The 23,971-nt window shown below is 37.0% G+C and carries 20 protein-coding genes and 1 pseudogene; 6 read left to right on the plus strand and 15 right to left on the minus strand.

The features are described 5' to 3' along the window. Positions 1–1,085 precede the first annotated feature (1,085 nt). The 3 genes from AZF08_RS28440 to AZF08_RS06235 all read left to right on the plus strand — a co-directional run bounded on the left by AZF08_RS28440 (position 1,086) and on the right by AZF08_RS06235 (position 3,915). Positions 1,086–1,256, plus strand: coding sequence for a DUF3934 family protein (locus AZF08_RS28440; RefSeq protein WP_082246059.1), 171 nt, complete (start codon positions 1,086–1,088; stop codon positions 1,254–1,256). Between the two features lie 242 nt (positions 1,257–1,498). Continuing rightward, a complete protein-coding gene (locus tag AZF08_RS06230) occupies positions 1,499–2,584 on the plus strand; it encodes a polysaccharide deacetylase family protein (RefSeq protein WP_033674504.1) in 1,086 nt (361 codons plus the stop codon). Between the two features lie 101 nt (positions 2,585–2,685). Then, positions 2,686–3,915 (plus strand): aminopeptidase, encoded by a 1,230-nt coding sequence (locus AZF08_RS06235; RefSeq protein WP_033674505.1) that lies wholly within the window; start codon positions 2,686–2,688, stop codon positions 3,913–3,915. Between the two features lie 422 nt (positions 3,916–4,337). Here AZF08_RS06235 and AZF08_RS06240 read toward each other — a convergent pair whose 3' ends face one another. The 15 genes and pseudogenes from AZF08_RS06240 to AZF08_RS06305 form a co-directional block, all read right to left on the minus strand. After that, positions 4,338–4,661: a DMT family transporter gene (locus tag AZF08_RS06240; protein ID WP_033674506.1), complete on the minus strand. Its 324-nt coding sequence runs from the start codon at positions 4,659–4,661 to the stop codon at positions 4,338–4,340. Positions 4,662–4,737: 76 nt separating this feature from the next. Next, complete coding sequence (locus AZF08_RS06245; protein WP_033674507.1) at positions 4,738–6,189, minus strand: NAD-dependent succinate-semialdehyde dehydrogenase; 1,452 nt, start codon at positions 6,187–6,189, stop codon at positions 4,738–4,740. After that, positions 6,182–7,549, minus strand: coding sequence for a sigma-54 interaction domain-containing protein (locus tag AZF08_RS06250; RefSeq protein ID WP_033674508.1), 1,368 nt, complete (start codon positions 7,547–7,549; stop codon positions 6,182–6,184). The genes AZF08_RS06245 and AZF08_RS06250 overlap by 8 nt, the downstream gene beginning before the upstream one ends. Positions 7,550–7,865: 316 nt before the next feature. Beyond that, entirely contained in the window at positions 7,866–9,227 is a 1,362-nt protein-coding gene (gabT, locus tag AZF08_RS06255; protein WP_033674509.1) for a 4-aminobutyrate--2-oxoglutarate transaminase, read from the minus strand. Between the two features lie 153 nt (positions 9,228–9,380). After that, positions 9,381–10,127: an HAD family hydrolase gene (locus tag AZF08_RS06260; RefSeq protein ID WP_033674510.1), complete on the minus strand. Its 747-nt coding sequence runs from the start codon at positions 10,125–10,127 to the stop codon at positions 9,381–9,383. Between the two features lie 128 nt (positions 10,128–10,255). After that, a complete protein-coding gene (locus AZF08_RS06265) occupies positions 10,256–11,161 on the minus strand; it encodes a diacylglycerol kinase (RefSeq protein ID WP_033674511.1) in 906 nt (301 codons plus the stop codon). A gap of 754 nt (positions 11,162–11,915) precedes the next feature. Next, positions 11,916–13,346 (minus strand): Asp-tRNA(Asn)/Glu-tRNA(Gln) amidotransferase subunit GatB, encoded by a 1,431-nt coding sequence (gene gatB / locus AZF08_RS06270; RefSeq protein WP_033674512.1) that lies wholly within the window; start codon positions 13,344–13,346, stop codon positions 11,916–11,918. 14 nt (positions 13,347–13,360) lie between these two features. Next, positions 13,361–14,818: an Asp-tRNA(Asn)/Glu-tRNA(Gln) amidotransferase subunit GatA gene (gene gatA / locus AZF08_RS06275; RefSeq protein WP_033674513.1), complete on the minus strand. Its 1,458-nt coding sequence runs from the start codon at positions 14,816–14,818 to the stop codon at positions 13,361–13,363. A gap of 15 nt (positions 14,819–14,833) precedes the next feature. Then, positions 14,834–15,124 carry an Asp-tRNA(Asn)/Glu-tRNA(Gln) amidotransferase subunit GatC gene (gatC, locus tag AZF08_RS06280; RefSeq protein WP_017154187.1) on the minus strand — a complete coding sequence of 97 codons (291 nt, stop codon included), beginning with the start codon at positions 15,122–15,124 and terminating at the stop codon, positions 14,834–14,836. A 140-nt stretch (positions 15,125–15,264) separates the two neighbouring features. After that, entirely contained in the window at positions 15,265–15,501 is a 237-nt protein-coding gene (locus tag AZF08_RS06285) for a YiaA/YiaB family inner membrane protein (protein ID WP_033674514.1), read from the minus strand. A 352-nt stretch (positions 15,502–15,853) separates the two neighbouring features. Next, complete coding sequence (locus AZF08_RS06290; protein ID WP_051725735.1) at positions 15,854–16,585, minus strand: peptidylprolyl isomerase; 732 nt, start codon at positions 16,583–16,585, stop codon at positions 15,854–15,856. Between the two features lie 300 nt (positions 16,586–16,885). After that, positions 16,886–16,954: pseudogene (locus AZF08_RS31125) on the minus strand (hypothetical protein); the annotation flags it as partial. Continuing rightward, the gene (locus tag AZF08_RS06295; RefSeq protein WP_033674516.1) at positions 16,944–17,357 is read right to left on the minus strand and encodes a GtrA family protein; all 414 of its coding nucleotides are present in this window, start codon (positions 17,355–17,357) and stop codon (positions 16,944–16,946) included. The pseudogene AZF08_RS31125 and the gene AZF08_RS06295, both read right to left, overlap by 11 nt. Continuing rightward, a complete protein-coding gene (locus AZF08_RS06300; RefSeq protein WP_033674517.1) occupies positions 17,350–18,330 on the minus strand; it encodes a glycosyltransferase family 2 protein in 981 nt (326 codons plus the stop codon). The genes AZF08_RS06295 and AZF08_RS06300 overlap by 8 nt, the downstream gene beginning before the upstream one ends. A 15-nt stretch (positions 18,331–18,345) precedes the next feature. Next, on the minus strand, positions 18,346–20,670 hold the full coding sequence (locus tag AZF08_RS06305) for a glycosyltransferase family 39 protein (RefSeq protein ID WP_033674518.1): 2,325 nt from the start codon (positions 20,668–20,670) through the stop codon (positions 18,346–18,348). A 241-nt stretch (positions 20,671–20,911) separates the two neighbouring features. Here AZF08_RS06305 and AZF08_RS06310 point away from each other — a divergent pair, with 241 nt between their 5' ends. The 3 genes from AZF08_RS06310 (at position 20,912) to AZF08_RS06320 (ending at position 23,915) form a co-directional block, all read left to right on the plus strand. After that, positions 20,912–21,598 carry a response regulator transcription factor gene (locus tag AZF08_RS06310; protein WP_200875215.1) on the plus strand — a complete coding sequence of 229 codons (687 nt, stop codon included), beginning with the start codon at positions 20,912–20,914 and terminating at the stop codon, positions 21,596–21,598. Further along, positions 21,595–23,097, plus strand: coding sequence for a sensor histidine kinase (locus AZF08_RS06315; RefSeq protein WP_033674520.1), 1,503 nt, complete (start codon positions 21,595–21,597; stop codon positions 23,095–23,097). The genes AZF08_RS06310 and AZF08_RS06315 overlap by 4 nt, the downstream gene beginning before the upstream one ends. Before the next feature lie 335 nt (positions 23,098–23,432). Next, positions 23,433–23,915, plus strand: coding sequence for a MarR family winged helix-turn-helix transcriptional regulator (locus AZF08_RS06320; protein WP_033674521.1), 483 nt, complete (start codon positions 23,433–23,435; stop codon positions 23,913–23,915). Positions 23,916–23,971 lie beyond the last annotated feature (56 nt).

A 23,971-nucleotide genomic window follows, 5' to 3' on the forward strand; every position in this document is an offset into this window, starting at 1 on the left:
ACACCTCCGTATATTCGTATTTAAATTAAATACGGTATAAGAGGGGTTTTTTCCTTGTCTTATTTCATTGGGTCACTTCAGAAAACATTAAAGTGCTTTTTTTATTTACTGCTATTTAAAAACCTGAGTGGAATTCTACTACCTCTTCTGTATCCATCACTTGTCCTATATATCCTTTACTGAAATATAGGCGATTGTGTTATTTGAATTCGCTCCACTTTTAAGCGACTTATTACATCCCTCTAGTAACAACACTAGGAGCAAACATACTAGTTTTTTTATCCTTCATGTTTCTCTCATATACCCATGAAATACCTATTCATTACTTTTAATATTTTCATATGCATAATTGCATATGTTTTTCTCCTAATTTCTATTTTCTATATTATTAAACGCATATATAATGTTGTTGATGAGATGATTTATTTTGCCTGTTTATAGTGAGAGAAATATCCAACAGAAATACCCCAGAGCGAAAAAAGATTTTTGAAAAGGTTCCTAGATAATTAGGAACCTTTTTGTTTTCTCCACAAAAAAGATTTTTGACAACTAACTTCTTTCTTTGCTTTCGCTAAATTTTGAGGTACCCGCAAATAGCGGGATAAATTACATTGGAGGCTATTTATGAAACTACATGCTCTCTTTGATTTTCTATATTTATTATTTTTAAGTGTGAATGCCCCCTCCTCCTTAACACTCTTACGAGTCGTTTGAAGAAGGGGCTTCCTGTTTCATAGTAGGCTACATCATTATCACTTGTAACAAATCTACAAAAAGAAAATCGCTCCGCACTAGTTAATCATTATTAGTTTTTGCTTCATCCTCTACAGTATGCAAAAGCATATTTCTAACTTCTTCGCTATTTATCGAAGAGTGAATGGCTTGATATAATACTACCTGTTCTCATGTAATCCCTAAGAGGTTTGCGCATTCTGGTCCATGCTGTGATATACTATTATACTCTATGGTTCATTTTATGAACTAAGGTCAACAAAGTGGCATTCATGGACCAAAATTTTTACTTCAAAGGTGCATTGACTACTGCGAAAGCAGATTTACTATATAAAAAGTAACGGAGTGATTACATGAGTAAAGCTAAAGGTAAAGGCGGAACAGGTAGAGGAACGGGCAGTAAAGGATGGACTCGCTGGAAAGCTAGCGCTAAGAAAAAAAAGAACGCCAAACCTTATACGAGTAAAGGTGTAAAAAAAGCAAGTGGCGCAAAAGATACCAGCAGTAATCAAGAGAAAAATTAAACGCTTATTCATAAGGCTTACTGCCGGCGAATAACAGGGTAATATCTAAAATAAACAGCTAGCTCATGCTAGCTGTTTATTTTAGATAGAAGGATTTCTAATACTATATCCCCCCTATCTCTTATACTTTCCATCCATCCCCTTCCAAAAGAAGATTCCCCTCATTTTCTCCAAATGATATGATGAACAAGGGTAAATAAACAGTAGTGTTATTACACAATACATAATAGAAGGTGATCGTTATGCGAAAATATGCAGCAATTGCTTTATGTACGTCTGCCATTCTAGCAGGCTGTAATACTAGCAATGCAAGTAATGAACCTAAAAAAGAGAAAACGGTTCAAGACCAAGCTAAAAAACAAGAAAAAAAGGTAGAATCACAAGGCAAGATATCTTGGAATCCAATTACACATGAATCTACAAACACGTCTATTCATATGACAGATTTAAAAGACTCTTTAACTGAGGTACAATATGCAATTTGGCGAACAGCTGATGGAAAAGAAAGTGCGAAATCATTTTCATCCAAAGAAAAAGATAATCAGTTTACAATACCTTTTGATATAAAAGAATTTGAAGGAAAACGCGGTGAATATCAAATTGAAACGTCGGGTATAAAAGAAGATGGAAAAAGCATTCCTCTCACAAAATCTACTATCACGTTTCAACAGCATGTTCCTGTCCTTATGTATCACGCAATTGATGATTATCACGGGCAAGGAATTCAAGATTTATTTGTATCTCCCGCTAACTTTGAATCACAAATGAAGTATTTAAAAGAAAACGGCTATACATTGCTAACGTTTGAACGCTGGGGCGATATAAATAAAGTAAATAAACCGATTTTTGTTACGTTTGATGATGGTATGAAAAATAATATGAATGCATTTCGTATTTTACAAAAGTTAAAAGATGATACCTTTAAACCAACAGCAACTGAATATATGATTGTCGCTAATGTTGATGTAGAAGGTGCTTTATCAACTGTGGAAATAAAAGAAATGGTTGATTCTGGTATCTTCTCCGTGCAATCTCATACTGCAACACATGCTGATTTACCGAAAATCGCAAATTATGAAGAAGAATTGAAAGGCTCAAAAGAAAAGCTTGAAAAGATTACAGGAAAACCTGTTATTGCAATCGCATATCCATTCGGTCATGTAGATAATAAAGTCGTAGCTGAGACGAAAAAATATTATCAATTTGCAACTACAACAAAGCCAGGACAGTTTATTACAAAGGGAGAACCAGACGAACTGTTAAAAATGAAGCGTGTTCGTATGCACAACACAACAACAGTTGAACAGTTCGCTCTTTCTATTAAATAAGTAAAAAATGGAGCTCTGTCGCAAGCGAGCTCTATTTATATTTTTTAAATTTTCTTGTATTATGTATATAAGAAATTTTTCGAATAAAGGAGACTATACATATGTCATTTGAACAGAACTTAGAAAAGTATGCTGCTCTTGCAGTAAATGTTGGTGTTAACATTCAGCCCGGCCAAACGTTATCTATCAATGCACCACTTGAAGCTGCTCCATTCGTACGTCTTGTTACAGAAAAAGCCTACAAATCTGGCGCAAAACATGTATATGTAGACTGGAATGATGAAATACTAACACGTTTAAAATTTGATTTTGCTCCAGAAGAAGCATTTTCTGAATTTCCTGCTTGGAAGGCACATGCACGTGAAGAATTAGCAAAAGAGAGCGCAGCGTTTATATCTATCTATGCAGAAAATCCAGATTTATTAAAAGGCGTAGATTCCAAAAAAATTGCAACTGCTCATAAAGTTGCTGGCGAAGCGATGAAAGTATATCGTGATTATGTACAAGCGGATAAAGTAAGTTGGTGTGTAATCTCTGTTCCTACAAAAGAATGGGCTGCGAAAGTATTCCCTGATGTAGCACCAGGAGAGCAGGAAGAAAAGCTATGGGATGCGATTTTCCAAGCAACTCGGGCAAATCTAGAAAACCCTGTTGAAGCATGGAAAAAACATGATGAAACATTACATAAAAAAGTAGACTACTTAAATGAAAAACATTATAAAGCTCTTCACTATACAGGTCCTGGGACAGATTTAACAATTGAACTTCCGGAAAAACATGTATGGGCTGGTGCTGGCAGCTTAAATGAAAAGAATGTACCATTTATGGCTAACATTCCGACAGAAGAAGTCTTTACAATGCCATTAAAAACAGGTGTAAACGGGCAAGTTTCAAGTACGAAGCCGTTAGTATTTGCAGGTAACATCATTGATAATTTTACCCTCACATTTGAAAATGGACGCATTGTTGACTATAAAGCTGACGTTGGTGAAGAAGCTTTAAAACATTTAGTAGAAACAGATGAGGGGTCACATTTCTTAGGAGAAGTTGCATTGGTACCTCACGATTCACCAATTTCTAACACAAACATTTTGTTCTATAATACACTATTCGATGAAAATGCTTCTTGCCATTTAGCAATTGGAAATGCTTATGCATTTAACTTAGATGGCGGAAAAACAATGACAAAAGAAGAGCTTTCAGAAAACGGAGCAAACTCTAGTATTACACATGAAGACTTTATGATTGGTTCTGCTGAGCTTGATATTGACGGTATTACAGCTGATGGAACACATGAACCGATTTTCCGCAAAGGTAATTGGGCATTCTAAGAATATAAATCATTTAATGAAAAGAGCCGTTTTTAGAAAACAGCTCTTTTCATTTGTAAACATATATTCCACTCGCCTAAACACATGCAATATTGCATACGAAAAAGCATTGCGAACGTTATGCCTCCTTACTATAATCAATGTAACAAAGTTTTTATTATAATATTCAAAACAAGAGGAGGAGTTTTCATGACAACAGCAATTGCAATTTTAACATTCATCGGTAAAGTGATTCCATTAGTAACGGATTTATTGAAGTCTCTTTCGTAAAATCATTCTGCTATACTAATTTATTATTACATAGTAAAAAGGATTGTTTTTCATTTTGAAAAACAATCCTTTTTTATCTCACATGAATGAGTAGTAAAACTCCCTCCAACATTGGAGGGAAAATAAAAAATTAGCGATGGCTAACCATTATTTCAAGATGCCGATGACACTTTCAATCCAATTACACCTAGGACAATAAAAAGGATGCAGAATGCTTGAAATAAGCTAATATGCTCCTTAAAAAAGTATACGCTAATAACTGTAATAAATAGTGTCCCTAAACCAGACCAGATTGCATACGCAATGCTCAAATGAATCTTTTTCACAACAATGGCAAATACGCTAAAACAAATACCATAAAACACGAAAATTAGTACACTAGGAACAAGTTTTGTTAAACCATTGGATAACTTCATCGCGACAGTTCCAGCAACTTCAAACACAATCGTTACAAGCAATAATAACCAATATACCATCTAAATCTCCTTATCTTTTAGCTTATAGAGATTTTAGTATACTATTTTTATTTTCTTCTAAACAAGATTCCCTTTATTATAATCCTAATGAAATATATTTAATTTCTAAATATTCCTCAATTCCAAAGTGGCCGCCTTCACGGCCAATCCCACTTTCTTTATATCCACCAAATGGCGCTTGTGCAACTGATGGAAGTCCATCATTTAAGCCAATAATTCCATATTCTAATGCTTCACTAATTTGAAATGCCCGGCTAATGTCTTTTGTAAATACATATGCCGCTAAACCATATGGTGTATGATTTGCACGTTCAATTACTTCTTCTACAGTTTCAAATTTTGCAACAGGTGCAACTGGCCCGAATGTCTCCTCATTCATGCATAACATTGTATCATTTGCTCCTCCAATTACAGTTGGCTCCATAAAATGACCATTTAATTCTGTAATTTTTTGACCTCCGTACAAGACTTCCCCGCCTTTTTGGATTGCATCTTCAATATGCTCTTGTACTTTCTCTACAGCTACGCTATCAATAAGCGGCCCTACAGTCGTACCTTCTCCAAATCCATCCCCTACCTTGAGCCCAGCAACTGCTTTTTGAAACTTCTCGACAAACTCTCCATACACCGCCTCTTGTACAAATACTCGATTTGTACATATACATGTTTGACCGGCATTACGGAATTTCGAACCAATTACTGCTTCTACAGCTTTTTCTAAATCTGCATCGTTCATCACAATAAATGGAGCATGCCCTCCTAGTTCAAGCGAAACTTTTTTCATTGTTTGCGCAGCACTGCACATTAATTCTTTTCCAATTTCAGTCGATCCTGTAAATGAAACCTTTCTTACACGCCCATCAGCCATCCACGTGTCAGCGATTGCCTTTGCACTACCTGTTACAATGTTTAAAACACCTTTTGGAATATCAGCCTCATGTGCTAGCTCAGCTAATTTCAATGCTGTTAGCGGCGTTTGGCTTGCCGGCTTCACAACTGCTGTACAACCTGCTGCAAGTGCTGGTGCTACTTTTCTTGTAATCATGGCAGCTGGAAAATTCCATGGTGTAATAGCTGCAATTACTCCAACTGGCTGTTTCGTCACTAAAATTCGTTTATCTGGGTGAGAAGCTGGAATCATCTCACCATATATTCGCTTTCCTTCTTCCGCATACCATTCTACAAAACTATTTGCATAGTTTACTTCACCAAGTGCTTCTGCAAATGGCTTTCCTTGTTCTTTTGTCATAATTGCTGCAATCTCTTCTTTATTTTCATCAATTAATACAAACCACTTTTTCAGCTTTTGTGCACGGTCAGCCGCAGTTAACTTTGACCATGATTTAAAAGCCTCGTGCGCAGCATCTACCGCTTGCTTTGCCTCAGTAATCCCGCCCTTGGGAACAGTCGCAAATACTTCCTGCGTTGCTGGATTATTAATTTCAATTTTGTCCTGTAGTTGCACCCATTCCCCATTTATATACATCGCCTTTTGATTTAAGTTAACATACGTCGCTTTTTTATCCACTACTTTCTTCCTCCTTTATAAATTTATTAATTTTCCTAGTTGCTGCAGATTGGCTTATTTTCAAAAACTCTGCTACTTTGTAACTAGATCCATATGTTTTATACGCTTTAAGAATAATATTCTTTTCTACCTCTTCCAGCATTTTGTAGAGGCTTTGCCCTGATTGTTCAACTGTTGATTTCTGCATAGATAATGGTAAATCTTCTATTGTCACAATATCATCTGCAGTAATTACAATTCTTTCAATCACATTTTCTATTTCTCTATTATTCCCTTCCCAAGGATATCCCGTGAACATTTGCAACGTACTAGGAGCCAATTTTACATCTCGCCCATACTTTTCATTAAAGTGGTGTAAGTAATAATAGACTAAAGGTAAAATATCTTCTGTTCTTTCCCGAAGCGGTGGAATCTGAATAGGAATTACATTTAAACGATAATATAAGTCTTTTCGGAATGTTCCTTGTTTCACCATTTCAGCTAAATCTCTATTCGTCGCAGCTACAATACGAACATCTACCTTTTTAAGGTCTCTTCCCCCTACTGGGCGAAATGTTTTTTCCTGTAATACTTGCAGGAGTTTCGCTTGAATTTCAAGTGGCATTTCGCCAATCTCATCTAAGAAAAGAGTACCCTTATGAGCTAGCTCTAAAATCCCTTTTTTCCCTTCACGATTTGCACCTGTAAATGAACCACCTGAATAGCCAAACAGTTCTGATTCAATTAGATTGGTCGGTAATGCCGCACAATTAATTTCATAAAACATTTCATTTTTACGATGACTCACTTCATGCAAATGACGTACTAATCTACTTTTCCCAACCCCAGTCTCACCTAAAATAAGAACAGTACTATCTACCGCGGAAACTTTTTTGATTGTTACGACTATTTTCTGCATAGCTACACTTTTAAAAATAAGCCCTTCATGTTCATACGTTTCTCTTAACTCTTTTTTATATGTCTTTAACTGATTATCCATCTCCTCTACCTTTTTTCGTAATTGATAGAGTTCAGTGAGATCACGTGAATAACTTATCACTCTTCGTAAATTTCCTTGTTCATCAAACACAGGTCTTGTACGAACATGCAAATATTCTCCAGATTTTGTTGTTTGAACAAGTTCTATTGGTTTTTTCTTCTCAATTACTTCCAGCGTTGCAGACGGATAAAAAACTCCTTCTTTTTGTAACTCTTTTACATGCTTACCAACGAGTTCTTCAGCAGATAACTGATAGTGTCTTTCGCATGTACTATTTACACGGACAACCGTCCCTTTCTCATCCGTAACAAAAATCTCATCAAATGCATATTCAAATACATCTTTTAAATCCATGAATGCTCGTTCCTTTTCTGCAACCATTTCAGCCACTCCCCAAATTAAACTCCTTTACTTACATTTCATTATAAATTGAAATGATAACTTAAGGGAATTTTCTGTATTTTTAATGAAGTAAACTAGAATGGTTACAAATATGTTATATATATATCCATTTTTATTTTCCAACATATAAGTCGCTGCTGTGAAGGAGAAAAGGTGACTTGCACTCGTTTTCTCTCTTTGTTTTAACTTTGCATGGGGCTAAAAAAAGCCCTGACCGCTTCTATCCATGAACGGATTCTCTCTACCACCTAAAAAGCAAGGTTTTATTTTGGTTTTTCAATTTATATTCTATTATTTACACACGAGCTATATCCGCTTGCTCATAACAAGCTTGCAGAGAATCTTCAATAATCGCAAGTCCCTCCTCTAATTGTTCATCCGTAATCACTAGTGGCATTAATACGCGAACTACATTCCCGTATGTTCCCGCAGATAATAAGAGTAATCCACGCTTATTTGCTTCTGCACATAAATCTGCTGTTAATGCTTTATCAGGATCTTTTTTTGTACGATCTTTAACAAGTTCAAATGCACACATTGCTCCTAAACCACGCACATCACCAATACAGTTATATTTGTTTTTCATCTCTTCAAATCGATTCATTACGACTTTTCCTATATGGACAGCTCGATCATTTAATTTTTCTTTTTCTATTACATCAAGAACAGCTAACGCTGCAGCACATCCTAATGGGCTTCCAGCATATGTTCCACCTAATTCTCCTGGGGCTGATTCATTCATAATTTCTTTTCGGCCAATAACACCGCTAATTGGTACTCCTGCTCCTAATGATTTTGAAACAGTAATTAAATCTGGAACTACATCATAATGATCAATTGCAAAATATTTTCCAGTACGGCTAAAGCCAGTTTGAATTTCGTCAGCTACGAACAAAATGCCATGTTCAGAACAAAGACGGCGTACTTCCTGTACAAATGTTTTGCTTGGAACAATAAAACCACCTTCACCTTGAACAGGCTCCATGACAACCGCTGCTATGGTTTCCGGGGCAACTTCTGATATTAAAAAGCTCTTAAATTCTTCAATCATAAAGTTATCGTATTGTTCTTCTGTTAACCCTTCTGGACGACGGTATTCATATGGAAATGGTGCTTTATATACTTCCGAGGCAAATGGACCGAATCCAAATTTATAAGGTTTTACTTTACTAGTCATTGTCATAGTCATCAATGTCCGACCATGAAATCCTTTTGAAAATGCAATAATACCAGGTCGTTTCGTATATTTACGGGCAATTTTCACAGCATTTTCAACTGCTTCAGCACCGCTATTTAAAAATAGTACTTGTTTCTCAAAACTTCCAGGCGCTAACGCAGCAAGCTTCTCTGCTAATTCAATATACGGCTCATACATCATGACATTAAAACCAGTATGGATATATTGGTCTACTTGTTTATGAATCGCTTCTTTCACAGCAGGATGACAATGTCCAACGTTAATCGTTCCAATTGCTCCTGCAAAATCGATAAATTGATTTCCATCTACATCTGTCACAAGCGCACCATCGGCTGACTGTACGAATGTTGAAATACCATTACTAACGCCCCGTGGCACAATATTTTGACGGCGTTCTAGCAAAGAAGCTGCTTTTGGCCCTGGAATTTGTTCATTTACTTTAGCAAATTTTGTATTCATCGTTTCTCCCATCCTTTTTATGCTATTTCTTTTTTCTATATTGCAAGTTGTATGCCAACTTATAAATGCGGTGATCTTCTACTCTTCTCAGTATTTTCCCATAAAAAATAAGTCTACGAAGACTCATACCAAGTCTTTATAGACTTATTTTATTTATATATTTGACTTCTCTTGTTCCCAGATAAACTCACCAGAGCTCGAAATAAAATCACCTACAGAATCTATTACAAGGTCGGCAAGGGGGGCCAATGTTTGACGATCTCCCGTCCCAGAAAGAACTCCAATCGCATAACAATCACCACTATTTTTTGCTAAATGTAAATCAGTTGGTGTATCTCCAACCACCGCTACTTCCGATGAATCCAAACTAAACTTCTCGCAAAACGCTTCTACAATTTGTTTATCAGGTTTTTGCGCTGGAAATGTATCTGAAGCTACAATACAGTCAAAAAAACTCTCTAATTGATATTGCTTTAAAAACAATTCTGTTGGTGCAAAATCATCAGCTGTCACAACTCCTAAAATGAACCCCTTATCTTTCAATGTTTGTAAAACTTTCGGCAAATCTGCTGTCATTCTCATATGTGAACGATGTTCGTACATAAGAGTAAATAACTTCTCACTTACCCAATGATGCATATCAGACTCTTTAACAGATGATATATATTTGCACAAGGCTTGTGCCACATCAAGACTGGTTCCAGACGCTAATGCACTACGCGGATGAACGAACGTACCCTCAACACCAATTTCTTTCAAAAGAGTTAATTGTAACGATTGTGGTAAATGATATAGTTCTACAAGTTCAGCTACAAGCTCTTCCGCTACTTTTATCCAAATTGAATGAAAATCCATTAATGTCCCATCTTTATCAAATAATATCGCTTTTACCTTCTCCATAACATCCTACCTTTCGGTTCTTCTTCCATTCAGTGTAGCAAGAAAATATGGATGTAAGATGAACGAATTGTAAAAATACCATGAAAATCAAACTAACTTCCAATTTACAATTAGCAAAAAAGGATGCCTTATAGGACATCCTCTTTATGTTCTGGAACAAATAGTTCCAGACAATGATATATATTTTCAAATTCCATCGGTGCGTCTCCACCATATTCACCATCAAGATTAATCATTAGTTTATCAGGTGAATGAACCTTAATACGATTCGCTTGTGTATATAAAACTTTTGGGTTATTAATATGTTCACCGCGCTGCGCTTGTGTTGCCGCTTTAATTAAATCAGCAATCGAACCTTTTTTCAGCACTAGTAAATCAAATAAACCATCATTAATAGACGCATACGGAGCAACCTTCTCAAATCCACCTACAGAGCATGTATTTGTTATTAAAAACATCGTAATCTCTTCTTGCATTAACTTTCCATCATACTCAATTTCAACATACGTTGGATGTAATGATGGTAGCATTTCAATACCTTTTAAATAATACGCAAGTTGTCCAAGTACTGTTTTCAGCTTACTTGGCACTTCATATGTTAATTCTGTAATACGTCCGCCACCAGCAATGTTAATAAAATATGTATCGTTCGCTCTACCAAGGTCTAGCGGAACAGTCTTACCCTCACAAATAATCTCTGCCGCCTCTTCAATAGAACGAGGCACACCGATTGCACGTGCAAAATCATTTGTCGTTCCAACAGGAATGATACCGAACTTCGGACGATGTTCATGTCCTACTAAACCATTTACCACTTCATTTAACGTCCCATCGCCACCTGCTGCGATGACAACATCAAACTCACGATCCGCAGCTTGCCTCGCGGCTACAGTCGCATCTCCAGGACCAGTTGTCGCATGACAAGATGTTTCATATCCAGCTTGTTCTAATTTTTGCAGTACTTCTGGTAAACTCTTTTTAAATAACTCACGACCAGAAGTAGGGTTATAAATTATTCTCGCTCGCTTCATCATTCATTAGCACAGGAAAATCCTCATTCATCATTCATAGAAAAAGAATATACCGAACCTTTCTTCAGCGTTCCTATGCCTACCTCCTCTCATCTCCATATCCTTCTTTTATCCCATCTAAAAGGACAAGTAAGAACCCGGATTCATATAGCTTTCCATCAGCAGAGATATAAGAAAAAATCCACCAATAAAAGTTTTGCTTTATCCAGCTAAGAAATGTATATCATTTCATTCTTCATATTACTTTCTGTTTCTTTCATAAAAAATAGTAGTTAGCAATTATCAATTATTTCACGAGATGAAAAAACTCTCTATGTCTAGATTTATCATTATTCCCACCTTTTTGCAACTATCATACCATAGTTGCTATACAAACATTTTCTCACATTTGCCAGTTAATCAAACGTTTGTTTAAAGAATTCCTCAATTTAAACAAACGTTTGATTAACTCAGAAAAAACACCCAAATATGGGTGCTTTCTCTGTTTAATCTTTATTATTTGATAGCTGTTTTATCCAGCTCCAGTGGCTAGAACAGTCAGTCTTTTCGCCTCCTCCGACGAAGCAAAAAGCGCTTCTCTGTCGAAAGCTCTAACGCCTTCCTGTTCTAATCGAGCCACCTCCGCTTTTCTTTATTATCTAGCTCTACCTCCTAGCCCTTCACGTCTAAGAACCTTCCACACAAGAAAGTAAAAATCACTTTCTGTGTGAAAGACCCTTAGCCATCAGGCCTAAACAGTCGGCTTCGCTTTTCTTTATTATCGCTTGTTGATTTCTTCAAGCAAGATTTTGTTAACAAGTGGTGGGTTGGCTTGTCCTTTTGTTGCTTTCATAATTTGACCAACTAAGAAGCCAATTGCACGGTCTTTACCGTTTTTAAAGTCTTCAATAGATTGTTCATTATTATCAAGAATTTCTGTTACGATCTTACGAAGTGTGCCTTCGTCAGAAATTTGAACAAGACCTTTTGCTTTAACGATTTCTTCTGGGTCTCCACCTTTTTCAATTAATTCGTTAAATACTTTTTTCGCAATCTTAGACGAAATTGTACCTTTTTCAATTAATTGAACCATTTTAGATAGACCAGCTGGCGTTAATGCTACGTCTTTTAATTCTTTTTGTTGTTTGTTTAAGTATGCAAGTACTTCACCCATTAACCAGTTTGATGTTAATTTCGCATCTGCACCGTCTGCAACTGTTGCTTCAAAGAAATCAGACATCTCTTTTGTTAACGTTAATACGTGTGCATCATAAGCTGGTAAGCCAAGCTCTTCAACATAACGTACTTTACGAGCATCTGGAAGCTCTGGGATAGAAGTACGAATGCGCTCTTTCCACTCATCATCGATGTAAAGTTCAACTAAGTCTGGCTCCGGGAAGTAACGGTAGTCGTCAGATCCTTCTTTTACACGCATTAAGATTGTTTTCTTTGTTGCTTCATCATAACGGCGTGTTTCTTGTTGAATGATACCACCAGATAATAATTCTTTTTCTTGGCGTACTTGCTCATGCTCAAGACCTTTTTGCACGTAAGCAAATGAGTTTAAGTTTTTCAACTCCGCTTTAGTACCAAATTTCTCTTGTCCAACTGGACGAAGGGAAATGTTTGCATCACAGCGAAGAGAACCCTCTTCCATCTTACAGTCAGATACGCCTGTATATTGAATGATAGATTTTAATTTTTCTAAGTATGCATACGCTTCTTCTGGTGTACGCATATCTGGCTCAGATACGATCTCAATTAATGGCATACCTTGACGATTATAGTCCACTAATGAGTAACCTTCACTTGTATGCGTTGATTTACCTGCATCTTCTTCTAAGTGAAGACGTGTAATACCGATGCGTTTCTTTTTGCCGTCTACTTCAATTTCAATCCAACCGTTTTCCCCAATTGGCTTATCATATTGAGAAATTTGGTATGCTTTCGGATTATCTGGATAGAAATAGTTTTTACGGTCAAACTTTGTTTCTGTTGCGATTTCACAGTTTAATGCCATTGCAGCTTTCATTGCAAAGTTAACTGCTTCTTTATTTAGAGTTGGAAGCACCCCAGGATATCCTAAGTCAATTACACTTGTTTGTGTATTTGGATCCGCTCCGAATTCTGTTGGACTCGCAGAGAAAATTTTCGAATTTGTTTTTAACTCAACGTGAACCTCTAAACCGATAATTGTTTCTAAATTCATCTATGCTCGCCTCCTTACAGACTTGCTTTTTTTGTATGATAATCTGTTGCTTGCTCAAATGCATGTGCAACGCGGTAAATTGTAGCTTCATCGAAGTGTTTACCAATAATTTGTAAACCAAGTGGCATGTTGCCTGCACCGAATCCACATGGAATAGAAATTGCTGGAACACCTGCTAAGTTTACTGGAATTGTTAAAATATCGTTTGCGTACATTGTCATTGGATCGTCTACTTTTTCGCCTACTTTGAATGCTGGAGTTGGCGTTGTTGGTCCAATAATAACATCGTAATTAGCAAATACATTATCAAAGTCATTTTTAATTAATGTACGTACTTGTTGTGCTTTTTTGTAATATGCGTCATAGTAACCAGAACTAAGCGCAAATGTACCAAGCATAATACGACGTTTTACTTCATCACCGAAACCTTCGCTACGCGTGTTCTTATAAAGGTCTAATAAGTTATTCACATTGTCAGAGCGAACGCCATAGCGTACGCCATCAAAGCGTGAAAGGTTAGCAGATGCTTCAGAAGAAGATAATAAGTAATACGTTGCTAGAGCGTATTTAGAGTGTGGAAGAGATACTTCCTCCCAAGTTGCTCCCATGCCTTCTAATACTTTTAACGCAGCTAGTACTGACTCACGAGCTTCTTCGCCAACACCTTCGCCTAAGTATTCTTTTGGCACAGCAATGCGTAAACCTTTTACATCGCCTGTTAAACCAGCTAAGTAATTACCTACTTCAACATTTGCAGAAGTTGTATCCATGCGGTCAACACCTGAAATAGCTTGTAATAAGTATGCATTGTCTTCTACTGTACGTGTAATCGGTCCGATTTGGTCAAGAGAAGATGCAAATGCAACTAAACCAAAGCGAGATACACGTCCGTAAGTTGGTTTCAAACCAACAACGCCGCAATATGCAGCTGGTTGACGGATAGAACCACCTGTATCAGATCCTAAAGAGAATAGTACTTCTCCTGCCGCTACTGCTGCTGCAGAGCCACCACTAGATCCACCCGGAACATAATCTAAATTCCATGGGTTTTTCGTATCATAGAAACCAGAGTTTTCATTGGAAGAACCCATTGCAAACTCGTCCATGTTTAATTTACCGATTGTAATTGTGTCAGCAGCTTTTAGCTTTTTCACAACTGTCGCATCATAAATTGGATCGAAGTTTGCTAACATCTTGCTCGCACAAGTTGTACGAAGACCGTTTGTTACAATGTTATCTTTCACACCAATTGGCATACCGAATAGTAAACCGTTATCTTCAGCACCAATCTTCGCATCTAATTCTTTCGCTTTCGCACGTGCGTTTTCCTCATCTAATGTAAGAAAAGCTTTTACGTTATCTTCAACATCCGCAATACGCTTGTATGACTCTTCTACTAAATCCGTAACGGAAATTTCTTTGTTGTTTAATTTCTTATGTAACTCTGATACGGAATGATCAAATAATGGCATCGAAATTCCCCTCCTCTATTCTAATACTGCTGGAACACGGATTTGATTATCTTTGTGATCCGGTGCATTTTTTAATACTTCTTCAACTGGTAAACCTTTTTCTGGTACATCTTCACGCATAATATTTTTCATATCTAATACGTGAGTTGTAGGCTTTACATTTGTTGTATCTAATTCATTTAACTGCTCTGCAAATGTAACAATTGCATCGAGTTGTTTTTGAAATTTTTCTGCTTCTTGATCTGTAATTGCAAGACGTGCTAAATGCGCTACATGCTTTACATTTTCAACGGAAATTCTTGACACGGCTAGGCCACCTCCATAATATATCGTTCAATCTACAATACTATTGATGATACCAAATTTTCAGTACTTCAAGCAAGTCAACACACGGCACTTACAGCATTTTTACATAAAAAAGAAAGGCTTCCGCCTTTCTTTTCCTTTTATTGTTTATCAATCGGTTCTTTTTTTGGTAAACGTTCGTTATCTTCTTCATTATCACGAATTGTTTTTTGCAATACAAAACATGACATCGTTAAAAATAATGTACCTATTAAATAGTATCCTTTTACACTAAGCGTTTCATCTAATGTATAAATGCCAATTAACATACCAGAAAGCGCACAAACAAACGAAGTCCATGCTAAAAATGTGAACGCTTGGGTATTTCTTCTCCTCATTGTTCTCCCCCTTGTTAGCTGCACACCTATTATAGATAAGTATATTACTATTATGGATTTTTATGTAAGATATTCTTATCTATTTATTACTCTATCACACACATTTTCTATTATAAAGCGTATTTTTTGTATAATCCGAAAAAATAAAAAGATAATTATTTTACATTTATTTCAACTAAACATAGAATAAAAACCAATTTAAAAAAATGCCAAAATACTCGTGGGTTGTTGGAATATTAACGTTTTTAAACTTAGCGTTATATAATGCAAAAAAAACTTTCTATCTAGCGGAATAGGAAACTCTCCTTTATCACCTCCTAAAAGGGAGGTATTTTGTAGCAAAACTCAGACATTATGATTCATCCCCAGATAGTTGTTTCTTTAAATCCTTATCCATTATTTCTATATTTTTACTTTTTTTAAGTTTTTCAATTACATCATCAATCGATTTAGCATTAGCACTTAAATAGTCCTTCTTCACTTGTTCTTTGATATCGTTATAGTTCTTTTGTTTGTGTTTAGTAACCTTGATAATATGGTAACCATAATCCGTTTTCACTGGATTACTGATTGTATCCTCTTGTTGCTTAAATGCAACGTCTGCAAAATCAGCTACCATTTCATCATGCGTAAATTCACCAAGGGCACCGCCTTTTTCAGCAGAAGTTGTATCTGTGGATTTTTCCTTTGCCAGCTTAGCAAAATCAGCTCCATCATCCAACTGTTGTTTGATTGCAGTTGCTTCTTCTTCCGTACTAACCAAAATATGAGATGCTGTCACATATTCATAGTTCGTCTTATTTTCATTATAATAAGCTTTTAGCTTTTTCTCAGACGTCTTGATTCCTTCCGTAGTAGCCTTTTCTTGAAGCAAGCTTAGCTCCAATTGTTCTTTAAAATCAGCTGTATCAGCATATCCATTACTAGTCAATGCTAATTCAAATTCATCATCTGACCCATACTGAGATTTTATTTCATTGAACGCTTTATTTAATTCTTCATTGGAAATTTTATATTTTGTACTCAATAATTTTTCTTTAATTAAACTTTCTAGCACTGTTGCTCCGTTCGATGTTTTTAGCACCTCATATAAGTCATCTTTTGTAATATTCCCAGCATCCGTTTTTACAATTACTTCACTACCAGAGGATGAGCCCCCCAGTAGTTAGTGCTAGACTTAAAGATAAAGCTATGATTGTTTTTTTCATTTTTCCTGTTCTCCGTTCTATGGATATATATATAAATTGCTAATGAAATTGTTTTTCACTTGTAAATGTAGTGTACTCTCTTTAATTTGACCTAGAGAAACTTGAATAGCCATTTACGATTTGATGAAAAATTGAATGGCAGGTTTATCTATAATTAGCTACATCTCTTTTGGCTACGCTTTTGTCGCTGGCAGAAAACATGTACCTAGCCCGGCTGCCGAAATTACTATTTTTTTAATTTTCATTAGGTTTCACTTCTTTATTGTGGGAAATACGGAATACCCAGTACCGGCTTCCTATGAAATTTATCAAGCTACCAATCAACGTTGCAGTCACTTTAGAAACAGTCAAAGACTGCTCCCAAAGCTCATGCATTCCATTTAGTATCAGAGATACTAGAACAAGACTTAAAAGATTAACGCACACAAATTTTATCGGTTCTTTTTCAACTTGTTTTCTTTTTTGCTGGAATGTCCATTGTCTGTTAAGCAAGTAGCTGTTCACTATGCCGCAACTATAGGATATCCACTGGGCCGGTAAAAGCGGTACCCCTACCATGACCAGCAATGTAAAAATCATTATATCGATACCAGTATTAAGCGAACCCACTGCCAAGAATTTCAAAGCTTGTATCCAACTTTTATTCATAAACTACCTCATGATTCGTTGTTGACTTTTCTTTTGCCTGTTCCCCATAGAATTCCCGTATGATATATAAGGGTCTTCCTTTTGTTTCATCATAGATCCGCCCAATATATTCACCGATAATCCCTAGCATAAATAGCATAAATCCGTTAAAGATTAGCATAATACTAATCATGGAAGGCCAACCTTTCATAGTTGCTTCAGTAAAAAGAGTAAGGTACAGAACATACATAAAGTATAGGAAACCTGATCCAGATAGAAGTAACCCGGAATAAATCGCCAACTTCAAGGGCTTATAAGAGAAAGAAAGAATTCCATCCAAGCATAGCTTTATCATTCGCTTGAGAGGATATTTGGTTTCACCTGCCAGCCTTTCATCTCGAACATATTCAACTGATGTTTGACGGAATCCAACCCAGCTGACTAATCCTCGGACAAACCTATTATTCTCGGTTATCCGTTTCATTTCTTTACACACTTTCCGATCCATAAGACGAAAATCTCCCGTATCCACCGGTATATCGATATCTGTAGAAGCGCGAAGCACACGGTAAAACATGCTTGCTGACCACTTTTTAAACCATGTTTCTCCCTTACGCTTTATTCGTTTTGCATAGACTACTTCGTAGCCTTCTTTCCATTTTTCAATCATTTGCAGAATCAATTCAGGTGGATCCTGTAAATCAGCATCAATGATAATAACCGCATCCCCTTCCGCGTACTCCATGCCAGCTGTGATTGCAATCTGATGACCAAAGTTTCGGGAAAAATCAATGAGCTTCACTGCTTTATCGCATCTGGCAAAGTCCTTTATAATATCAGCACATTTGTCCTGGCTTCCATCGTTAATGAACAGTAATTCATAAGTATCATTCGTATCCTTCATGACCTTTTTCAGTCTCCGGTAGGTTTCTTCAATAACAGCTTCTTCGTTATACATGGGAATTATAATTGAATAACATATATCGTTTCTCATTCTTGCTCCACTCCTTTACAACGTTACTTTATACAAAGTATTTGAGCGTCCAGGACCACCCATATTAACGCTTTCCTTGTCACTGTTTTGCGTTGTCTGCCATTCTTCAGATGGGATTTTCTCACCATTTCCCTGAATCCACTGTGTCACTTCAGAACTTCTGCTTCGAATTCCTTCACCTGAAATGAGGAAGTATTTCACTTTCCCACTTGATACCAATTCTTTTAATTCCTCAACGGTATAAACCGGATCAGAACCAGAAAATCCACCCATCGTTATCACGGATTCTCCTTTATCTATAATGTAAGGAGCTGCAGTTTGATAGCTAGTTGTAGCAAATAAATATTGTTCACCAGTATTATTTTTCTCTAAGTATGACAATGTTTTACTATCTAAACTCGCGCTATCCATTCCTCCTTGCTTGTTTCTTGGCATTTCCGAAGGTTGCCCACTAGCCACCCGAGCTTTCATACGATCTTCTGATGGAGTATCAGATTCATCATCACGATCTCTTTCGGTTGGAATTTCACTGCCGCCAGGTCCTCCTTGTCCATTAAATGTAGGCATCGCTCCTCCTGCAAAGCCACCCATGTTACCTTTACCATCTGCCGAACCCGGTCCCGCCTGCGGAAGCATACTGTTTCCACCATACGTAATCGGCGTGACAGCCCAATACAGAGGTCCAATAAGCAGCATAAGTAATCCTGCAACACTTGCCGCAAGAGACAACTTTACCTTCCTATACTTAAATAGAACAAGTATCAGAGCAAATACTACTCCTGCAGACACTATACCAATAGACCAACCAACCCCAATTACATCATCATAAGGATGGATAATATACCATTGGAATCCCGCCGTTCCGAAAACTGCTACCGGCAATAGCCAAGATTTCCAACCAGCATTGCTTTTGTAATCCTCAAAAAGCTGTGTCCAACCGGAACCAAACAGAGCTGCAGCAGGAGCTGCAAGCATAATCAGATAATAATGATGGAAGAAACCTGCAATACTGAAGAATGCCATTGCTGGAATTAACCATACGAGCCAGAAGACTGTTTCTTTATGCTTCAACGTTATATTGTTTCTTCGTAAACCAGCCAATAAGCTAACACTAGCGAGAGCAACAAATGGAAGAAGCCAACTAGCCTGCCCAGACAATTCAGACTGGAACAAACGGAGTAGACCTTTCTCACCAGTTCCAAAATTGCCGCCTGCTCCGCCACCCGGACCACCATTATTACCTTCAGGCGGTCCGTCTCCTTTACCTACTTGAACTCCTTGACTATCATCATTGCCGTTTGTTGAATTAGCTCCATTTTCGATGTCATCGTTCGTCTTCGCCTCATTGTTATCTTGAGGCGATTGATATTGGTTATTGACACTAGGCGCTCCTCCATCACCTTCTTTTCCTGTTTGAACTCCTTGGCTACCATCATCACTATTTGTCGAGTCAACTCCATTTTCAGTGCCATCGTTCGTCATTACCCCATTGTTATCTTGAGGTGGTTGCTGTTGATCATTTGCACTGGGCGCTCTCCCGCTACCTCCTTGATTTCCCGTAAGACGCGAAAGTCCATTGTAACCAAAAGCTAACTCTAGAACCGAATTCGTCTCACTGCTACCGACATACGGGCGCTTATCTTCAGGAATAGCATCCACAATAACTGCCCATGAAAGAGAAATAGTAAGCATGATAGCTGTTGCTCCAGAGAGTAAACCAATCTTTTTCTTCCAATTTACTTTCGCAGCCCAAACATAGAAGACATAAAAAGCCGGAAGTACCATATAGGCCTGTAACATCTTCATATTGAAAGCCAAGCCTATTACCGCAAAAGCACCAAGGAGACTCCAGACGCTACTACGCTTCACGCTTCTAAATAATAGCCAAGTAGCTAGCAAAAGAGTAAATACGAGCATACTATCAATATTATTTGTTCGGCTCACTGCCGCTGCAATTGGCGTACATGCAAAAGCTAAAGCCCCAAGTCTTGCAGCTGCTAAGCCGAAAGATGGTTTTACCAAAAAATAAATGAGCAGTACTGACCCCACCCCAGCCAATGCCTGCGGAAGAATCACACTCCAACCGTGCAAACCAAAGATATAAGCACTTATTGTTTGTATCCAAAATGTAACAGGTGGTTTATCCACTGTTACAGATCCCGCTGAATCGAGAGAACCGAAAAAGAAATTATGGAGGTTTTGCAACATACTTGCTACTGTAGTGGTGTAATAAGTATTTGCATACTGATCGGTCCAAATGTTATATCCATTTAAAAAAGCTGCCAATAAGACTATTAATATTAAAGGCACATCTAATCGGTTTTTTAACCTTGAAAACATGATATTACAACTCCTTAATCATTTTATATTTTGAACTAGGCCATGACTGTATTATCATCCTTCAAGCTGAAATGAACTTGAATATAAGCTGAAAGTTTACTGAATGCGTAAAATACCTTTACATTAAGGATTAAATAAGAAGAAATGAAAAAATTTCACCACTAGTTCAGACTGCTTTCAGCAAATTTTCAGCATAATCGTAGATAATAGTAATAATTACAGTACAGGAGGTATTAAAAAGGTGAGTTCTCTTAAAGGAATTAAAATATTGTTGGTGGACGACGAACCACACATTTTACAATTTTTAGAGATAGGATTGATGAACGAAGGATATGAGGTAAAAAAAGCTGCTGATGGAATAAGCGCTATTAACTTGGCACAAGAATTCCAGCCACATGTAGCAATTTTAGATGTAATGATGCCTGGCATCGACGGATTTGAAGTGTGCCGTATGATTAAAAAAAGTGGCTCTCACACTTCTGTGATCATGCTCACCGCAAAAGATGAAGTGGATGATCGAGTTAAGGGCCTAACGTTAGGAGCAGATGACTATGTCATAAAGCCATTCAGTTTCGATGAATTACTTGCTCGTATCCATGCTCGTCTTCGCAATCAATTTCCGAATCTATTCGGAGAGGTAATTTACGGTCCATTTAAAGTGGATGATCGTAGGAAAGAATTACTATTTAACGGTAAAGTTTTAGAACTTTCCCCAACGGAATATGAGCTTCTTAAATATATTGTAATCAACCATGGAATTGTATTGAGCAAAGGAATGATACTTGATAAGGTATGGGGCTATGATTTTCAAGGAGACGAAAATATTGTGGAAGTATACATCCGCTCACTCCGAGAGAAATTAAAAGATAAGGAACATCGACTCATTCGTACTATTAGGGGAGCGGGTTACCGTGTGGATCTTCCATGATTACGCCCATTATTTCTTTTATTAAAAGAGTGTTTTTGCCCCACTCTCTGCGTCGTCAACTTTTAACGCGAACACTATTTATTTTATCTCTTATTCTTCTTAGTATTGGTCTTTTACAATATTGGGTGATGAAAGACTTTCTATATAACAACGAAGCTGAAACATTAAGAGCAAAGATGATGTCTTTACCGCCAGAAATAGATTTACTTCCCTTTGATTCACAAAATAAAGTAGAAAACCATCCTGAACCTAACCGACCAAAATTCTTGTTTTCACAAGATATTTCACTCGCAGTTATCGGGAAAAATGGTAGTTATGAAGATCTAGCAAGGAGCACTGGAATGTCCTCTCCAAAGCTGCCAAACGAAGATTATGCAAAAATATTAGAACAATTCTCAAATCACAAGCAAATCAAATATAGAGTAGTACGTAATAAGGAAGGAACAGAACAGTTAATAGTGTTCAGACCAATTAGAGGTACTCCTGCTGATCCAGATGGCAATTCAAATAAAGTTCCTTATTCGATTCTTCAAATAGGGACCGACACTGGCCCTTTACATGATGTTCTATTTCAGCAGCTACTCACGTTTATTGTCCTCTCGGGGCTTGCCCTAATTGCCGGCTTAGTACTATATTTACCAGTTCTGAAAAAAACACTTGTACCCCTTTCTAACATTGTGAACGCAGTGAAGAATACAAATGCAGGTAATCTTGCTGAGCGTTTGCCTACACACCAAGGGCAAGAGGAAATTGATCGTTTATCAGAAACGTATAACGGTATGCTGGAACGATTGGAGGCATCCTTTGAGTATGAAAGGGAAACAAAAGAACAAATGAGGCGTTTTATCGCCGACGCTTCTCATGAACTAAGAACACCACTTACATCAATTCATGGTTTCTTAGAAGTGTTATTACGAGGTGCAGCAGATCGTCCTGAACAGCTCTATAATGCTTTAAATAGTATGCATGGCGAATCGAAGCGCATTATCAAGCTAGTAGAAGATTTATTATTTCTTGCAAAAATGGACCGCGAACCCGGACTACATTTATCGGAAACCAATATTACTAAACTTATTCGACAGATGGAGCCGCAATTAAGCGTTTTGGGAGGAAACCGAAAGATAGCATACGATCTAACAGAAGGTATAAAAGGGGATTATGACACCGATAAAATCAAGCAAGTGATCTTAAACTTATTTCACAATGCAGTTCAACATACTGACCCTGTTAGGGGAAAAATAACAATCTCTTTAATGGCCGAGAACAATCAAGTAGAATTTTCAGTTCAGGATAATGGTTCCGGTATAGAAACAGAGAATCTCCCCTATGTATTTAACCGTTTTTATCGAATAGATAGTTCTCGAGCAAGGCAGTACGGTGGAGCTGGTCTAGGCCTCTCTATTACCCAAACCATTGTTCATGCACATGGTGGAATGGTATCCGTAAAGAGTAAAGTTGGGGAAGGGACTACATTTTTTGTTTACCTCCCGCTAACATAATATATCATCCCCCCTCTTTGAATGTTATATTTCAGTCTGTTATTAGAAAAAGGAGAGCACCACGGCTCTCTCCTTTTTCTTAAACTTATCTTGACTCTTATGAAGAATAAACTTTTCATATTACTTGTACTTCTATTAATTAAGAACTTTCCATTGAATTGAATCAACTCACTATGAAATGTCATGCAAAATATCCCTTTCTTTTGCATTACTTTAACATATAAAATTCTTTATATAAAGAGACAGAAAAACCAAAAACATTTGACATTTATTTCGACCCAACATACAATAAAAATAAATATTACGAACCTCGAAATATACAGGAGTGGAAATACTTGTTGCAATATGAACATTTTTTAGACTTACTGCTAGATAACGCCAAGAAGCTTTTCTATCCAGAAGAATGGGTAAGCCTCGATTTATCACTTTCTAAAACTGAAGTATTCTGTCTGTTATGGATGGAGCGAAACACAGATATTACGATGACGAAAATCACCGAACTTCTCGATATTCCAATGAGCACAGCGACAGGTGTCGTTAATCGTCTTGTGAAAAAGGGCTATATCGAGCGCTATCGTAACGAGAGTGATCGACGTATTGTATTAATTCGCTTAACAGAAACAGGAATACTGCTTGTTCAAGAAGTGAAACAAAATGCTGCTCATTACTTTAGCCTTGTGACGGAAGCATTATCAGAAGAAGAGAAAGCATTTTTACTGCAAATCTTCCAAAAGATTATGAACCATATCGCTACGTCACAACAAAAACCTGAAGAAAAGCTTGCTACACCTAAGATGAAAAACATCCCGATTGAATAAAACCCTTTATGGGTTTTTATTCAAAACATTATTTCGTCACTCGTAATATTCGGCAA

Source organism: Bacillus gaemokensis, assembly GCF_001590835.1.
Classification (GTDB): Bacteria; Bacillota; Bacilli; order Bacillales; family Bacillaceae_G; genus Bacillus_A; species Bacillus_A gaemokensis.

Bases quoted from the DNA above. Each gene is read 5' to 3' on its own strand.
- AZF08_RS28440 (WP_082246059.1), top strand. From the start codon at position 1,086: ATGAGTAAAGCTAAAGGTAAAGGCGGAACAGGTAGAGGAACGGGCAGT.
- AZF08_RS06230 (WP_033674504.1), top strand. From the start codon at position 1,499: ATGCGAAAATATGCAGCAATTGCTTTATGTACGTCTGCCATTCTAGCA.
- AZF08_RS06235 (WP_033674505.1), top strand. From the start codon at position 2,686: ATGTCATTTGAACAGAACTTAGAAAAGTATGCTGCTCTTGCAGTAAAT.
- AZF08_RS06240 (WP_033674506.1), bottom strand. From the start codon at position 4,661: ATGGTATATTGGTTATTATTGCTTGTAACGATTGTGTTTGAAGTTGCT.
- AZF08_RS06250 (WP_033674508.1), bottom strand. From the start codon at position 7,549: ATGGTTGCAGAAAAGGAACGAGCATTCATGGATTTAAAAGATGTATTT.
- gabT (WP_033674509.1), bottom strand. From the start codon at position 9,227: ATGAATACAAAATTTGCTAAAGTAAATGAACAAATTCCAGGGCCAAAA.
- AZF08_RS06260 (WP_033674510.1), bottom strand. From the start codon at position 10,127: ATGGAGAAGGTAAAAGCGATATTATTTGATAAAGATGGGACATTAATG.
- AZF08_RS06265 (WP_033674511.1), bottom strand. From the start codon at position 11,161: ATGATGAAGCGAGCGAGAATAATTTATAACCCTACTTCTGGTCGTGAG.
- gatB (WP_033674512.1), bottom strand. From the start codon at position 13,346: ATGAATTTAGAAACAATTATCGGTTTAGAGGTTCACGTTGAGTTAAAA.
- gatA (WP_033674513.1), bottom strand. From the start codon at position 14,818: ATGCCATTATTTGATCATTCCGTATCAGAGTTACATAAGAAATTAAAC.
- AZF08_RS06285 (WP_033674514.1), bottom strand. From the start codon at position 15,501: ATGAGGAGAAGAAATACCCAAGCGTTCACATTTTTAGCATGGACTTCG.
- AZF08_RS06295 (WP_033674516.1), bottom strand. From the start codon at position 17,357: ATGAATAAAAGTTGGATACAAGCTTTGAAATTCTTGGCAGTGGGTTCG.
- AZF08_RS06300 (WP_033674517.1), bottom strand. From the start codon at position 18,330: ATGAGAAACGATATATGTTATTCAATTATAATTCCCATGTATAACGAA.
- AZF08_RS06305 (WP_033674518.1), bottom strand. From the start codon at position 20,670: ATGTTTTCAAGGTTAAAAAACCGATTAGATGTGCCTTTAATATTAATA.
- AZF08_RS06315 (WP_033674520.1), top strand. From the start codon at position 21,595: ATGATTACGCCCATTATTTCTTTTATTAAAAGAGTGTTTTTGCCCCAC.